Origin of the sequence: Lunatibacter salilacus (assembly GCF_009797935.1) — a bacterium.
Classification (GTDB): domain Bacteria; phylum Bacteroidota; class Bacteroidia; order Cytophagales; family Cyclobacteriaceae; genus Lunatibacter; species Lunatibacter salilacus.
The window spans coordinates 68,686-84,465 of sequence record NZ_VOLC01000009.1; the positions used below are offsets into that span (position 1 = coordinate 68,686).

Annotated in this window: 11 protein-coding genes; 3 read left to right on the top strand and 8 right to left on the bottom strand. The window is 43.9% G+C overall.

Annotated elements, in window-relative coordinates:
• The first annotated feature begins 125 nt into the window (after window positions 1-125).
• From FQ608_RS13335 to FQ608_RS13345, 3 genes are all read left to right on the top strand, one after another.
• Window positions 126-434: an HU family DNA-binding protein gene (locus FQ608_RS13335; protein WP_158858738.1), complete on the top strand. Its 309-nt coding sequence runs from the start codon at window positions 126-128 to the stop codon at window positions 432-434.
• 21 nt (window positions 435-455) lie between these two features.
• Window positions 456-1,274, top strand: coding sequence for a tetratricopeptide repeat protein (locus tag FQ608_RS13340; protein ID WP_158858739.1), 819 nt, complete (start codon window positions 456-458; stop codon window positions 1,272-1,274).
• Between the two features lie 189 nt (window positions 1,275-1,463).
• Window positions 1,464-3,041, top strand: coding sequence for an Rne/Rng family ribonuclease (locus tag FQ608_RS13345; RefSeq protein WP_158858740.1), 1,578 nt, complete (start codon window positions 1,464-1,466; stop codon window positions 3,039-3,041).
• Between the two features lie 18 nt (window positions 3,042-3,059).
• Here the strand turns inward: FQ608_RS13345 and FQ608_RS13350 are convergent, their stop codons facing one another.
• The 8 genes from FQ608_RS13350 to FQ608_RS13385 all read right to left on the bottom strand — a co-directional run bounded on the left by FQ608_RS13350 (window position 3,060) and on the right by FQ608_RS13385 (window position 15,362).
• Window positions 3,060-4,781, bottom strand: a complete 1,722-nt coding sequence (locus FQ608_RS13350) for a cellulase family glycosylhydrolase (protein ID WP_158858741.1) — start codon at window positions 4,779-4,781, stop codon at window positions 3,060-3,062.
• Between the two features lie 84 nt (window positions 4,782-4,865).
• Window positions 4,866-5,567: an SIMPL domain-containing protein gene (locus FQ608_RS13355; protein ID WP_158858742.1), complete on the bottom strand. Its 702-nt coding sequence runs from the start codon at window positions 5,565-5,567 to the stop codon at window positions 4,866-4,868.
• Window positions 5,568-5,720: 153 nt separating this feature from the next.
• Complete coding sequence (truA, locus tag FQ608_RS13360; RefSeq protein WP_158858743.1) at window positions 5,721-6,509, bottom strand: tRNA pseudouridine(38-40) synthase TruA; 789 nt, start codon at window positions 6,507-6,509, stop codon at window positions 5,721-5,723.
• A 161-nt stretch (window positions 6,510-6,670) separates the two neighbouring features.
• Window positions 6,671-8,023 carry an enolase C-terminal domain-like protein gene (locus FQ608_RS13365; protein WP_158858744.1) on the bottom strand — a complete coding sequence of 451 codons (1,353 nt, stop codon included), beginning with the start codon at window positions 8,021-8,023 and terminating at the stop codon, window positions 6,671-6,673.
• Between the two features lie 42 nt (window positions 8,024-8,065).
• Window positions 8,066-9,334: a galactonate dehydratase gene (gene dgoD, locus FQ608_RS13370; protein WP_158858745.1), complete on the bottom strand. Its 1,269-nt coding sequence runs from the start codon at window positions 9,332-9,334 to the stop codon at window positions 8,066-8,068.
• Window positions 9,335-9,353: 19 nt separating this feature from the next.
• The gene (locus FQ608_RS13375) at window positions 9,354-10,403 is read right to left on the bottom strand and encodes a LacI family DNA-binding transcriptional regulator (protein ID WP_158858746.1); all 1,050 of its coding nucleotides are present in this window, start codon (window positions 10,401-10,403) and stop codon (window positions 9,354-9,356) included.
• Between the two features lie 284 nt (window positions 10,404-10,687).
• Window positions 10,688-12,226: a SusD/RagB family nutrient-binding outer membrane lipoprotein gene (locus tag FQ608_RS13380; RefSeq protein ID WP_158858747.1), complete on the bottom strand. Its 1,539-nt coding sequence runs from the start codon at window positions 12,224-12,226 to the stop codon at window positions 10,688-10,690.
• 4 nt (window positions 12,227-12,230) lie between these two features.
• The gene (locus FQ608_RS13385) at window positions 12,231-15,362 is read right to left on the bottom strand and encodes a SusC/RagA family TonB-linked outer membrane protein (RefSeq protein WP_158858748.1); all 3,132 of its coding nucleotides are present in this window, start codon (window positions 15,360-15,362) and stop codon (window positions 12,231-12,233) included.
• Between the last annotated feature and the right edge of the window lie 418 nt (window positions 15,363-15,780).

A 15,780-nucleotide genomic window follows, 5' to 3' on the forward strand; every position in this document is an offset into this window, starting at 1 on the left:
AAAACAAACTAATTTTATCCAATATATTTTTTAATTGAATTGGAACACGTAAATTTGCACTCCCAAAATTAGTTGGTTAATAGGCAATTAAGCCTAAATTAAAGCACACATAAATTCTAAAAACAGTGACTAAAGCAGAGGTAATCACAAAGATTTCGGAGAAGACCGGTATTCAGAAGGACGACGTTACTCAGACCGTTGAGGCATTCTTCAAGGTTGTAAAGGACTCCATGGCAGAAGGAGAAAACATTTATGTAAGAGGTTTTGGTAGCTTTATCAATAAGAAAAGAGCCAGAAAAATTGCGAGGAATATTTCCAAGAACACTGCAATTGTTATTGACGAACATTATGTCCCGGCTTTTAAGCCATCAAAATCTTTTATTGACAAGATCAAGAACAGTAAGAAAGTAAAAGAATTGGCACCTCAGGATTAAATGGGGTTAAAAGGCTTAAGTATGAAAAAAACCCAGATTATCTTCCTCTCATTAGGAATAATACTCATAGCGGTGTTGTACACGCTACCTACAATTGTCGTGGATAACGACAGTGATGGGGTTGTAATGGAGGAAAATGATCTGGGTAATTCATTGAGTTTTGACGAACAACATTCTTCTTCCTTAAGTCCAGAAGCACAAGCCATGATAGAAAGGCTGAAAGGGGAAATGGATTTGGAGGAAAATAAAGAAAAATTAGCTATATTTGCAGATTCGACGGCTGCTATATATGCAGAGAAGGGAAAATTGGACAGTGCGGCCTATTTCTATGGGCTTGTTGCGGACAATATTCCCAGTGAGGAGAAGTGGGAAGTTGCAGGTAACGCCTATTATGAGGCGTTTGGATTTTCTATGGATGAGGGGAAAACCCAAAATTTGGCTTCGAAAACCCGGTTGTATCTTAACAAGGTGCTTGAAAAAAATCCGGAGCGGTTGGATTTGAAAACCAAGGTTGCCATGACATATGTCTCGTCAGCCAATCCCATGCAGGGAATAACAATGCTTCGGGAGATTTTGGAGCAAGATCCCAAAAACGAGTCCGCTCTGTTCAACATGGGTGTTTTATCCATGCAGTCAGGTCAGTACAAGCGGGCTGTAGAGCGGTTTGAAGAATTAGTATCGATTTATCCGTCGAATATCGAAGGGCAGTTTTACTTAGGGGTGAGTTATTTTGAATCCAATCAAAAAAACAAAGCCAAAAAGCAGTTTGAGAATCTCAAACCTCTCACGACTGATCCGCAGATACAGACCGGAATTGAAAATTACTTGGAAAGATTGTAAATTAAAATATTGTTAAACCTTAAATCAATTAAACTATGCCTTGTGGTAAAAAAAGGAAACGACATAAGATCGCTACGCATAAGCGTAAAAAAAGACTAAGAAAAAACCGACACAAGAAGAAGTAAGACTTCTTCTTTTTTGAATTTTACTGAATAAGTTCTTTAACATTTTAAACAAAGGAGACACGATTTGAGCACGGAATTAGTAATAGATTCTTCTCAAAACGGTAGTCGCATAGCCCTTTTAAGAAACAAAAACCTTGTAGAGCTTCACGTTGAAGAGGAAGACAATAAATTCAAGGTTGGCGATATTTATTTGGGGTCGGTAAAGAAGATAGTCAATGGGCTGAATGCGGCTTTCATTGATGTAGGTTATGAAAAGGATGCCTTCCTGCATTATCAGGACTTGGGACCTAACATCAACAGCCTAAGCAAACTTATAAAGCTGATCAAAAACAACAATTTCGCCAGTTATAATCTTAAAGGGTTTGAAAAAGCACCTGAAATAGATAAGTTGGGAAAGATTTCCCAAGTTCTATCCAAAAGTAACCAAATATTGGTTCAGGTGGTGAAGGAGCCCATTTCAACAAAAGGCCCTCGACTATCCTGTGAGCTCTCCTTAGCCGGAAGATTTCTGGTATTGGTACCTTTCTCAGACACCGTCAATGTATCTAAAAAGATCAGAAGTGCGGAAGAAAGAAAAAGGCTTTCCCGTTTAATCACCTCCATCAAACCCGCCAATTTCGGTGTTATTATCCGGACCGTGGCTGAAGGACAATCTGTCACCGAGTTGGACAAAGATTTGCGCAACTTAGTGGAGTCCTGGGAAGAAGGGATGAATAAACTGTTAAAAGCCAAAACCAGAGACAAGGTAATAGGAGAAATGAGTATGGCTTCCTCTATCATAAGAGACCTACTCAACGAATCATTTGATGCAATCACGGTAGAGGATGAAGTGATTTTTGACCAGATGCGGACGTACATACGGACCATCGCCCCCGAAAAAGAAAAAATTGTTAAGCTTTACAACGGAAAAGCGAAGCTCTTTGAAAGTTTTGGTATAGAAAAACAGATTAAAAGCCTGTTTGGCCAGACTATAAGTCTGCCTCAAGGTGGATACCTCATCATCGAGCACACAGAAGCGCTCCATGTGGTGGATGTCAACAGTGGGAACAAGTCCAATCAGGAGAGTGATCAGGAAAATACTGCGTTAAAAACTAATTTAGCAGCAGTAAAAGAAATTGCCAGGCAACTAAGACTCCGAGATATGGGAGGCATCATCGTCATCGATTTCATCGATATGAAGAAGGCCGACAACAAGCGGGTAATCTATGAAGCCATGAAGGAGGAAATGAAAACTGACAGGTCTAAAAACACTGTATTGCCCCTTACGAAGTTTGGGCTGATGCAAATCACCCGACAGCGGGTTAGACCCGAAATGAACATCATTACCAAAGAAACCTGTCCTTCCTGTAACGGCACCGGAAAAATTCAAGCCTCCATATTGGTAGCTGACAAACTGGAAAAAGACCTGGATCATCTAGCTGTTCACCAAAACGAATCAAAGTTAAAAATTGGCTTACACCCTTATTTACACGCCTACTTTACGCAGGGCATTGTTTCGAAGAGGGTTAAGTGGTTTTTTAAATATTTCAAATGGGTACAATTGGTCAGAGACTCTTCGCTACCAGTGACGGAGTACAACTTCCTGAATGAAGCAGGAGATATTATAGAAATAAACATAATCGAAAATAGCGAGTCTGAATAGACTCGCTATTTTTTTGCCTTATTTCTTAATAATCCGCAGGATTTGTGACGAAGTTGCTGTATTCAGCTGAAGGAAATAAAGTCCAACCAGATAATTTTCCATGTTTATAACGGAAGTTTCTGGCCCTAAATTTATCTCCACGAGAACTTTGCCGTTTGGAGACAGTAACTTTCCAACTGTTCCCCGCAGCACTCCTGTTAAAGTTAATCTGCTTTCCACCGGATTGGGGTACGCGCTAATCTTCTCTCTGGTTTCAACTGGAATGGAAGACACCAAAAAATTCAATTCCTCGATTTTAAAAGTATTAAACCATAGATTGGTTTCTTCCTGACCCAAATCCATTACCATTCGTGCGTTGGAATCATCTGGTGACTGCATCTGAAAAACGTAGGAAAATTCCTTTTCCATGTCAACAATTTGAAATCCCTGGTAGCCAGAATAGGCTTGGTATGGAGAGAAACTCTCACCCATATAGTGGGTGACGATGGTAGGTGATTGGGCTTTTGCGGTAAAGGAAACACGGTATAGTTTCCCATGCTTTAATTCAAAACCGCCTTTGCTAAGTTGAGAGTGCCAGTTTTCTGAACCGCCTTGGTTGATCTGAACCCGTAGGCCATTTGATTCAGTCGCCATCATACCAGCAGCACCTTGCTGATTTATTAAATTCCAGCCATCCGTAGTTGTTAAAAAATTACTCTCATAGATAGTGGACGGATAGGCATTTTGCGGCTCGCCCAAAGGGTCATTTAAGAGGGCATTAACCAACTGTTCCCTGAAGATGTCTGTTGTGGGGTCATAAACCCCAAAGCCTGCACTCCACTCCCAGTATGCCCAACTATAGCCTAAGGTTTCGAAATATCTGGACAAAAAATTTGTCCAACGCACGCGTGATTCCATATCTGCTTTGCCATACGCCCCAAATTCACCAATATGAACCGGAATCTTTTTTTGTTCGGAAAAATTAACCACGGATTCTAATTCCTGCGTTAAGGCCTCTCGTTCATATTCCAAGTCGTACCAGCGGGTTCCCAACCATGCATCTGTATGATCTCCCACCCATTCTGCACCCTGATGGGTAAAGGTAAAAGGGCTGTAAAAATGAACAGTAACGATTATATTCACATCTTCAGGCGGATCGAGGTACGAAATACCACTAACTCCTCCAAATTCTGCTGTCCCCAAAAGTACCCCCCGGGTAGGATTGGTCTCTCTAATGGCCGTCAGGGCTTCTGCGAAATATTCATTCCAAAGTGTAGGACTCAACGCGCCATGGGGCTCGTTTAGAACCTCAAAAAGAAGAGTTTCAGGATAAGGCTCAAAGAAGGCTGCGATCTGACGCCATTGCGCCAGAAACTTCTCCTTTTCAGTGCCTGGCGACACAAACAGCGCATCGTGATGGTGCATATTTATGATGACCATCAACTCCTCCTCCAAAGCCAAATCCACAACTTCCTGGATACGTTGCAAAAAGGCGGGATTTATTGTGTAAGGGGCTGACTGTCCCGTACGTGAAGGGGTATCCCAGCGAATGGGAATCCGTACATGGTCAAACCCCAAAGCAGCAATTTTGGAAAAGTAGTCTTCCCGAAAAGGATTGCCCCAAGCTCCTTCCTCAGGCCCTTCAAACATGTTTCCCATATTTATCCCGCTCCCCAACTGTTCGTTTAGCTGTTGGATTGGAGTTTGCTGGGCATATAATCCCCCCGATAAGAGTAATAGAAGAAACAAAAGCTTTTTCACTCCAAAATGTACGGAATTAAAAAGACTAATCCCATTTTTGTTAGGTCGCTGGTTAGCGATTGCCTGAGAAAGAGTTGGATATAATTATTCGAAAGTGAAGATCACTTTCACCCGATCGGAGACTGTCTGTTCTTCCGGATTGAAAGTCGGCTCCGTACGGGTATCAGCAGACTTCATCATCATAGCCTCTGCCCGGTACATTACCGGCTGAAATGGCTGACTGGAGCTGTAGTCGATGTGGTATGGCTTTAAATTCCCCAACTCAAAACTGGCTGCAATAATGGATGCTTTTTTTCGAGCATCTGTCAGCGCATCTTTGAGGAGATTTTCCTGATAGCTTTTCTGCTTTTCCTCAGAAACCCTAAACGACAACTGAAACGCCATGTCCGCAGCTTGTTGCACAGTCTCAACAATTTTGATCAGGTCCTTTTCGGTATTTTTGACCACTAGGCGAAGGTTTTGGGAAGCAACATAACCACTGTCTTTTGCTGTGCCTTTGGTATAGATCCGGTTGATATTGACATAATAATTGTCGGCAGTAAAGGTGTAATCCGTAACCCCCGACTTTTTTAAAGCATCGGCTACGGCTTTTGATTTTTTGTTCAGTTCGTTGGTGACCGCTGCGGTAGTTAATGCCTTTTCTGAAAGGGATATAGTAATTAGAGCCTCATCGGGCATAATCTTCATTTCGCTTATGCCTTCGACGGTGATCTTTGGCTTTTCTTGAGCGTTTGCGAAAAATGTAAGAAAGAGTATAAAGACGGGTAAAAGGATTAACTTTTTCATCAGCGTGTTCGGTTTAAATTTTGATGCCAGATATCAAAATGTGGGCCAAGGTTTGATGGTTTTATCAATTGACTAAAATCTATTTATTCAGGGATGGTTTATTCAACTTTAAAGTACCAGATGTAATAAAAGCTAAATTGTTGATTCTTACGGTTAGTATAAATTTTTGAATGTGACCCCCTCCAAGACTAACCCTTGAGCAGGGGCACTTGGACAAAAGGGATGCAATTCAGTGCTAATTAAAGCACTTTCTATATCTGGGAGGCTAATTTCTGCTTTTCCAAGCATAAACAACGCCGCCGCCATCCGCCGCACCTGATGCATCAGAAACCCCTGCCCGTTTATTCTAAAGACATAAACATTTTTTTTAGGCCAAAAATCAAGTTCGGTATCCAGAGAGGATATTTCTGCGTTTGAAATCATCCGGATAAAATCATCGGTTTGCTTTCCCTGGGTACAAAATCTCCGGAAATCATGAATCCCCTCAAAAAGAGCCGCCCCGGATTTCATCAGTTCCAAGTCAAGATCCCTTCCTGCATATGCCAAGGCTCCTGATAAAAAGGGATGAGGTTTTTCTCCTAGGGCAAAATAATAGCCATACCGTTTAGCAACCACGTCCTGAATAATGTTAAAATTAACGGAGACTGGTCTGGCATCCAACAAGCGAATATCAGCTGGCAGATTTTCATTGGCTGCTTGGATAAAAGTAGAGAGTTCCAGGTTTTCTTTGAGAAAGAGCTCAAATGCGCCATTAAGGCAAGAAACTCCACTGTCCGTTCGGCTTGCTCCTAGAATGTTGAAGTCCTCATGTCCGAGTACATGACGAAAGTTTCGCTCCAGTGTCCCCTGTATTGTTTTTACCCCCTTCTGCCGCTGCCAGCCGTGGTAGCGTAGGCCGAGGTATTGAATGGTGAAGAGGTAAGTAAATGGCTTTGTTTGCATGGTGCAAAGCTAGAAAAAATTCCAAAAAGAAAGATTGTTGGAAAAAGGGCTGTCACATTTCGCAGTGAAAGAAATTAGCGTGAGATAAAGGTATTCCCATATATAAAATGGCTCTCCAAGTTTTTCAATTCATGGAGAGCCTTGCTTCATTTAAGAAAAGTTTAAGGACGAATGATAGTTCCGTCAAACTTCCTTACGGTCCAGTTGGACCTGGTGTGCATAGGGTACTTGGCGGCTAATTCTTCGTTAATCTCTACGCCGAGCCCAGGAGCTTCGTTGACTACCATGTAACCGTCTTTCATGGTAGGTGATCCCGGGAATATTTCCCGAGACAGGTCGTTAATCCGTGCAGCTTCCTGAATTCCAAAGTTCCAAACTGCCAAATCTATGTGTGCATTGGCGGCATGTCCTACAGGCGATACATCCCCTGGTCCGTGCCAAGCCGTTCTGATACCATAAAACTCACCTAGCCTTGCAACTTTCATGGCAGGGGTAATCCCTCCGATTTGGGATATATGGATGCGGATATAATCAAAGAGGCGATTAACCATAGGTTCTTTGAATTCATTTATGTTATTGAACAGTTCTCCCATAGAAAGTGGGACGGTCGTAGCATTTCGGAGTTCCTTGAACCATTCCATCTGTTCAGGTGAAAATGGATCCTCGATGAAAAAGGGGTGATACGGCTCGGTACTTTTTACGACACGAATGGCATCGATAGGGTCCAGTCTCTCATGAATGTCATGTAATAATTCCACCTCTTCCCCGCACTGCTTTCTTACAGTCTCGAATAGCTTGGGTACGGACCGGATGTATTTCCCCTGATCCATATACTGGTCTGACTCACGGGCAAATCCGGCCTTCTTGAAATCCGGTTTTTCGGTAAGCCCTGTACCACCATAACCACCCTGCTGAATTCGGACGTAGCGGTATCCTTCTTCCATAAATCTTGTCACATTATCCGCAGCTTCTTCCGGGGTGCTGCCACTTGCGTGGGTATAGCAGGGAATGGCAAAGCGGCACTTACCCCCTAATAGCTGGTAGACTGGCATATTGGCACGCTTACCTTTGATGTCCCAAAGTGCTTGGTCCAGCCCGCTTATAGCATTGTTTAACACAGGGCCATTTCGCCAGTAGGAGCTAACGAACGCCGCCTGCCACATATCTTCGATATTATCCACATCTTTGCCTACGCAGAAATCCTGCAAATACTTCTCTATGGCGGTAATCACGGCAAAGGCCCGCTGGGTAAAGGTCGCACAACCCAGACCATAAAGGCCCGGCTCTGAGGTTTCGACTTTTACTACTATGAGATTAGAGCCGGCTGGCGCTGTACCAATGGCTTTGACGTTTGTAATTGTAAGCGGTGGCAAACCTCTTAGGTAGGAGGGAGTTTCTTTTTCCTGAGCGGCTATGGCCTGCTGTCCCGGAAAGACGCCAAGCATACCGGCCATGGATCCCAGGCCAATTCCTTTTAGTAGTTTTCTTCTGGTGTTTTCTTTAGATGAATTCATTAAGGTTATATTTAGAAGTTTATGTTAATGATTGCTGTTGGGTTACCAATCTACGACAGAACCGTCAAAGGAATCGTAGCTTTCCGGGTTTTTCCAATCGTGGCCGATTTTATCCGCAAGGGCATCCTCATCAAGTTCCACACCCAGCCCGGGGCCCTGTGGGATCATCACTGAGCCATCAGCCTGAAGTTTAAAGGGATTTTTGAGATAGCCATCCCCGAGCGAGACCTGTTCCTGAACAAGGAAATTGGGAATACTTGCTGCCAAGTGGAGTCCGCAGGCAAGCGAGATTGGTCCCATTGGATTATGAGGGGCAATAGCCGCATAGTAGGCTTCTGCCATGCCTGCAATTAGGCGGCATTCCGTCAGTCCGCCGGCATGGCAAATATCCGGTTGAAGGATACTTGCCGCACCTTTTTCGAGAATTTCCCGAAACCCCCACTTGGTAAAAATTCGTTCTCCGGTTGCTATGGGTAGGTGGGTCCCGCGGGCAATGTCCACCATTACATCCACATTTTGGGCCTGACAGGGTTCCTCTATAAACATGGGCTGGTATTGCTCCAGTTCTTTGATCAACAATTTGGCAGTCTGGGGGGAAATTGCTCCGTGAAAATCAATGCCGATATCCATTTCAGGTCCACCCGCTTCCCGCAAAGACCCAAAGGTATCTGCCGCATGTTGGATAAATGCCATGTTCTCAACAATCCCAGCGGGTTTCTTTTTCGCCACCCCTGTTTTAATTACCGAATACCCTTCCTGCTTTCGTTTCTTCATATCCTCCGCATTGCTGGCACGGCCATATATCCGAACCCGGTCACGGGTGGGTCCGCCAAAAAGCTCATAAACAGGCACACCCAATAATTTGCCTTTGATGTCCCACAGTGCTTGATCGATACCGCTTAAGGCTGATGTCAGAATAGGTCCTCCCCGATAGAAGGCATGGCGGTAGATTGCCTGCCAGTGATGCACTACCTGCCTCGGATCCTTGCCAATCAGGTATGGTTCGATTTCTTGTATGGCGGTTTGAATGGTCAAAGCCCGTCCTTCTAATAAGGGCTCTCCCAGACCTACCACCCCCGCATCTGTATGAATTTTAAGGAAAATCCACCGGGGTTTTACCAAGAAGGTCTCCAAGCGGGTGATTTTTACCTCCCCATATTTAGTTGGTGAGTAGGCCGGTTGCTCCGCATAGGAGGAAAGTGGCAAAAGAAAACCTGTGCCTGCCAAGCCCAAAACAGACTGTATGGCGGATCTCCGTGACAGGATGGAGGAAGACTTTTTTGGTTCTTTATTGATTCTGTTTTTTTTCATGGTGGGGTTTATTTGTTAATTATACTTTACTTATAGACTCAGAAATTGAATGGGAAGATTCTCCGATTACCAAGCGGGCCTTCATTAGAATTTGCTCGGGAATGTGGCTGGGCTCCTTGATTTTGTCAACAAGTAAGCTAACCGCCTTTTTCCCCAATGCCCCAAGAGGCTGCTCCAGATAGGTAATCGGGCATTCATAGAGCTCAAAGCTTTCGGCTTGTCCATAACTTACAATGGCCAACTGATCTGGGATCTTTATCCCCAATTCTCTGATAATTTTCAACCCGTTAATTGCTAAACGATACGTCCCAAATAGAATGGCATCGACGGGTGTCTGAGAAAAAATCATAGCTTCCATGGCGGTCTTTAACTCTGTTTCCACCTTGTCAAAAGTAATGGACTGGCTCCAATTTTTAAGTGGCGTGATTCCCACTTTTTCCAAGGCTTCCGTGACTCCCCGCTTTCTTTCGATCATGTGAAAGAGTTTTGATTTATAGCCAATAAAACCGATATTTTTGTAGCCATTCTGCAACAAATGCGTGGTGGCGGAAAAGGATGCCTGAAAGCTGTCAATCGAAACATAGTCCGTCTGTAATTCTGGGAAATACCTGTCCAAAAGGACAAAGGGATATTTTCGCTGATGTAACATTTTGATTTGTTGGAATGATTTTTCAGTAGACACTACGATTAATCCATCTACCTGTCGGTCAAGAAACACACTGATCAAATCTTTGAATTTTTCGGGATTTTCATCAGAACTTCCGATAATGACCGTGTAGCCGGTTTTTTTAGCTTCATCCTCCACTTCCCTGGCGATGTTGGCAAAGAAGGGATTGGCAATATCGGCGATGATAAGTCCAATGGTATGGGTTTTGCCGCTACGTAGACTTTTTGCCACGTAGTTGGGTGTATAGTTAAGTTCTTTCGCAAGCAGCTTTATCTTTTGCGAAATTTCACTGCCCACTCGGCTTTCTCTTTCCTTCCCGTTAAGCACATAGGAGACCAAGGCGGTAGATACACCTGCCTTTTCCGCGATATGCTTCAAGGAAACTTTTCTTTTGTCTGGCATCAGATACGCATAAGCTAATTGAAAAATTAACACGAAATACCAACTATTAAAAGGATTTAGGCTACAAATATTAACCGTGGGCCAAATGAACCCGATATAATTCCTTTTAGAGGACCCAAATGTTTTCGACTAATAGCATTAAAATAGCTGGTTGCCTTCGAGTTATAATTTTCATAACAACTTTTTAATATAACCTCTGCAAGTGAGTTTTTCTGTTATTTAAAACCTCTCTTGCAAAGGTTATATATTTACGAAATTATTCGAGAATGGCCATCTTTATTAATTCAGGGTTTATCCCACCACACGCGCCGATCCAAGTTATTGGGTCCCTGACGACTTAGCGCTTCCTGCAGGTTGGCCAAATTTACTACCCGCTCGCTATCAGGATAGGGCATGCTGCGGATAAAGTCCCCCGTGATTTCCGAGCCCGTGTAGGGGTTTTTCTGGAGGATTGGATAACCGCTTCTTCTAAAGTTGGCAAAGAGTTCTGACCCGTCTAAGAAAGCCGCTATCCAATATTCGGTGTTGATCAGCTCAAGTTCCCTGCCGGCCACTAGCGGATGGGAGGCGATGTACTGATCTATATCGGCAGTCGGTATGGAAGCGTCGCCATCATACAGGGCCATTTGCTCCATATTGGCACGGATGCCAGCTGCGTAGTAATCAGCCGCATTTCCAGATACCCAACCTCTTACTGCCGCTTCCGCCAAAAGTAATTGATTTTGGGCATAAGTGAGAATAAACTGGGGGGCATCAATTTTCAACACGGTGTAGATATTGGCTTGGGAGAAATCCCATAGGCTCACGACTCCATTTGCAGCCAGAACCGAGTTGATGGAAACATCATCATGCCCCATAGGCATACCCACCTGAAGGGCAGGGTCGCGGGTAATGCGTGCAATGGTTTGACTCGGACCGTTGGTAGCGCCGACATGGCGGATGGAAATAGACCTTAGGCGGGGGTCGTTGTTATTTTTGAGGTGGTTGACGAATGGAGCGGTCAGGTAATAGTTGGCCTTTTCCCTCGCTCCCAAATGGACACCCAGGTAATTGTTGAAAACAGAAGTATTTCGGAGGACGGCATTTTCATCGTTGGACTGGATCAAGCCTCCCGCCACTGCCTTCGTGACAAAGCTCTGGGCTTTTGCCGGATCCACCTTACTCAACCGCATGGCAGCCCGAAGCATCAGGGAGTAGCCAAACCTTTTCCATAATATCGGATCACCCCCATAAAGAATTTCGCTGGTTACCCGTGGATTTGCAGGATTAAGCCCGGCTGTAGCCTCTTCCAATTCTTTTAGAATGTCATTGTAGATGGCTTCCTGCGTGTCATACACTGGGTCGACGATTTGGTCAATGAATCCACGTGCCCCCTGGAAGTAGGGAATATCTCCGTAATTGTCCGTCAATACCATGTAAGCATAGGCTTTCCATATTCTTCCCGCATGAAAAAGGTTGACGTTGTTGGGATCATCCCGGCTCTTTTCTACGGCGTCCACAATGTTTTTCAGGGCATTCCTATACGTGTTTTGCCAGATGGGTTGGGCGTTGCCCAGATTGAGCTGATTGTAATTTGCCCCGGCAAGAGAGCTTCCGAAGGGCGTGATTATCTGCTGTACGATCCCAAAATTATAGGACAAATCCTGCAACGTGGCAAATCCATCCCGATAACGCATATCCACAATGCCTTGGTTTAACAAAAACAGTGGGCTAAGCGTAGTGGGGTCAACCTTGTTGGTATTGATTTCGTCAAAATTTTCGTCACAGCTGAAATTAACCGCAGTCAGACAAAATATGAGGATATAGATAATGTGATTTTTCATGGTTTTAGAATTTAGCGTTGAGATTAAACCCTAGACTTCTGGTGGGAGGCAATGCGGGCCAGAAATCCAGCCCGTTGGCATTGTCCGAGGTGACGGATACGTTTTCGGGATCCATGTTTTCAGTCCATCTTTTGATAATGGCTACGTTATTAGCTACTCCACTTATTCTGAGCCGTTTGATAAACAAACTCTCGGGAAGGTGTTTGCTGAGGTCATAACTCAGTGAGATTTGCCTTAATTTCCAAAAACCAGCATTTACAACCCAGTCTTCGTTAATTCCCAGCACATTTGTTGTTTCATAGAATGGCTGTATCAGGGATTGGGTAGTATTGATTTCCCCATTCGGGTTGACGCCATCCCCGACCACGAATCCCTGATCCCTTCCGTTTAATGTATTCTTGTGGAGGCCATGGCGCTGGTAGTTTTGATTTCTTCCCTCAAACATCTTGTGGCCGAGTTTGAAATCAATAAGGGTGAAGAGACTTAGTCCCTTCCAGGTAAAGGTATTGGTGATGCCTCCAAAATATCTGGGAAGTACGGATCCTACATTCTGAGGATTGTCATTTCGTAGCGGCCTGCCACTGTTTTGATCGAATACCTGTCTACCCTGATCGTCTCTGAGGTAAGTGAAAGTATACAGCTGTCCTATGGGCCTACCCACTACCTGATTCAATATCCTGCCCCCTCCACCACTCACAGTAATCATCGTGTCGGCATCGGTAAGCCCCAATTTTAATACCTCAGAAGTATTGTAGGTAAGGTTCACACTGGCATCCCATCGGAATTTTTCGGTTCTAATCGGAGATCCTGATACCAACATTTCCAGCCCTTGATTCATACTTTGTCCAATATTTACCAGCTGATTGGTAAAACTGGAGGCATCGGAGATCTGGGTGGCCAGGATTTGATCGTTCGTAATTTTCCTGTAATAGGCAAAGTCAAACGTGATTTTCTCATCAAACAACCGCAGTTCGAGGCCTATCTCAGTTTCCTGAACCCGCAATGGTCTCAGATTGGTATTGGGAACCGTACTGGCATTGACACGCCCCAAGGGTGAAGGCAATCCATCGGGGTTTGGAAAGAGGTTATTGTCCACGGCATAAAACAAGGCATTGGAATAGGGTGCCACGTTATCATCCCCCACCTCAGCATAAGCGGCACGTAGCTTGCCAAAATAAAGCCAGTCAGGTAGGTTGTCAAAAGCCTGTGAAAAGACGAAACTGGTAGAAACGGAGGGGTACATAATGCTTCGGTTGGCAGGGGCCAAGGTTGAGAACCAATCATTTCTAGCCGTTACGTTTAGGAAAAGCCATTCTTTGTAGGAGATTTCCCCCAGGCCGTATAGCGAATTGATCTGCCGTTCTGAAAGGCTATAAAGTGGGTCCTTTACCCTGCCGTTCATGACGGTATACAGCTCTGGAATAATGAAATCCCTTACGGCAACGCTATTATAGTCCATACGGACATAGCGTTGATTTCCTCCAAATGTCAAATCAACTTTAAAATCTCCAAATTCCTTATTAGCCCCAATCAGGAAATCATGGTTGGTCTCCCTAAACTGCCGGACGTCCTGGGCATAAGCACCATTGACAAAACCAGCTGGGGCTGGAGGTATTGGAGCATATCCATTGGGTGTATTATAATCATTATTCCTTGTGTAATAGTCCATGGACAATCTCCCCATAGCATAAAGCCAGGGCGTAAAGTTGTAAGTCAACGAGAGATTCCCGATTAACCGGTCACGTTTTACGTTGTCAAATCGCCTGGAAGTGGAGTAATATGGGTTATTTCTCACTAGAAACCGTGACATCACAATTTCGCTTCCATCCGGATATGTAATGTTGTTTCGAAGTGCTTCGAAAGGCATGGAATTCGCAAGGGTCATTACCACCGTCGCTGTAGAAAAATCTTGGGCGTTTACTTGGGGAGGATTTTGGTTTTCCTCATGGGAATAGTTAGCATTTCCCGCCACGACAAGCTTGTTGGTGACGTTTTGTGTGAAACCCAAATTGATGGTTTTGCGGTTTAGCTCAGAATTAGGCACAATGGCTTTGTTGTCGGTATTGGCAAATGACAGGCTAAAGCCACCGTTATCCCCACTGTTGGAAACAGTAAGCGTATTTGTCCAGTTAGTGCCGACATTGTAAAACTGCCTAATTCTATCGAAGACGGGCTCATAGGGCCACTCCTCATTGTCAAAAAGTATCTGGGTCATGCCCGGCTGAAACCGCTCGCCAAAACTCCAAACTCCAGAAGTGGGAAATGCAGAAGTTGGTCTCACACCTCCTTCGCCCTGGCCAAATTCATATTGGAAATCGGTAAAATCAAGGGGAGTGTCTGTTGTGAAATTGGAGTTATATTCTACCCCAAGACCTTGAGCGGAATTTTTGGTCTTGGTTGTTATCATGATTACCCCGTCCTTGGCTCGGGAACCGTATAAAGCTCCCGCGGTAGCCCCTTTTAAGACTGTAAGGGTTTCTATATCATCGGGGTTGATACTCAATAGCCCATCACCACCATCCGTGTTATTCATTTGTCGGTTGCCAAAGTTGCCTCCTAGGGAATAATTGGAGTTGTCCATGGGCACCCCGTTGATGACTATCAGGGGGTTGTTTTGTCCGCTGAAGGAAGACTGCCCCCTAATTCGGATCTTGCTCGTTCCTCCTGGCCCGGTGGACATGGAGGAAATATTTACCCCCGCTATCTTTCCCTGAAGGGCATCGGCGAAATTGGGTGTCCGGTTTTCTGAGATCATTCCTCCATCCAAGGTGGTGGTGGCAAATCCCAGCGTTTTTGCATCCCGCTTGATACCTAACGCCGTCACGATGACCTCATCCAATCCGATGTCACTGCTACTAAGAATGATACTCAGTTGTGTGCGGTTGTTTAGGAGAACAGTTTGGTTTTCATACCCGATGTAAGAAAATATGAGGCTTGCTGTGGGAAGGGCGTTTAGCATAAAATTCCCGTCCAGATCAGTGACTGTGCCGCGGGAGGTACCACTGATTACGATGCTGACTCCCGGAATGGGTTCGCCGTTGCTGTCGACGACGTTACCGGTAATGCTAGTCTCCTGGCCGAAGCTGATGCCTGCGCATAGCAAGGCCAAGAAAAAGAGAAGTACTTTTTTTTCCATGATACGTTTTGATTAAGATTGGGTTTAACTGATTTTTTATTGGCATTTTATGTGAATTTGGGTAATAAATTGATTTGAATTGATTTTTTTGTTATTTGAAGGTTAATCGATTAAGCAATAAAATCTATCTGTACTCTAATGGGATTTACCATTTTTGATTACTTTATTGAACTGATAGGATTTTAATTTTAAATTAAGAAGAAATAATTTCAAACCAATGTATGCTTAATCGATTAAAAAAACAATTTTTTAATTTCAATAAATATCTAAAATTTAAATTTAATAGCGTTGAAATGACACAGGTACCATATAATATATTGTATTAAATATAAATATAGTTGTTTTAAAATATAATAAAATCAAAAATCATTTTGCGGTAAATTAGATTTTAAGTAGAAACTAATAGGAATAATCGAGA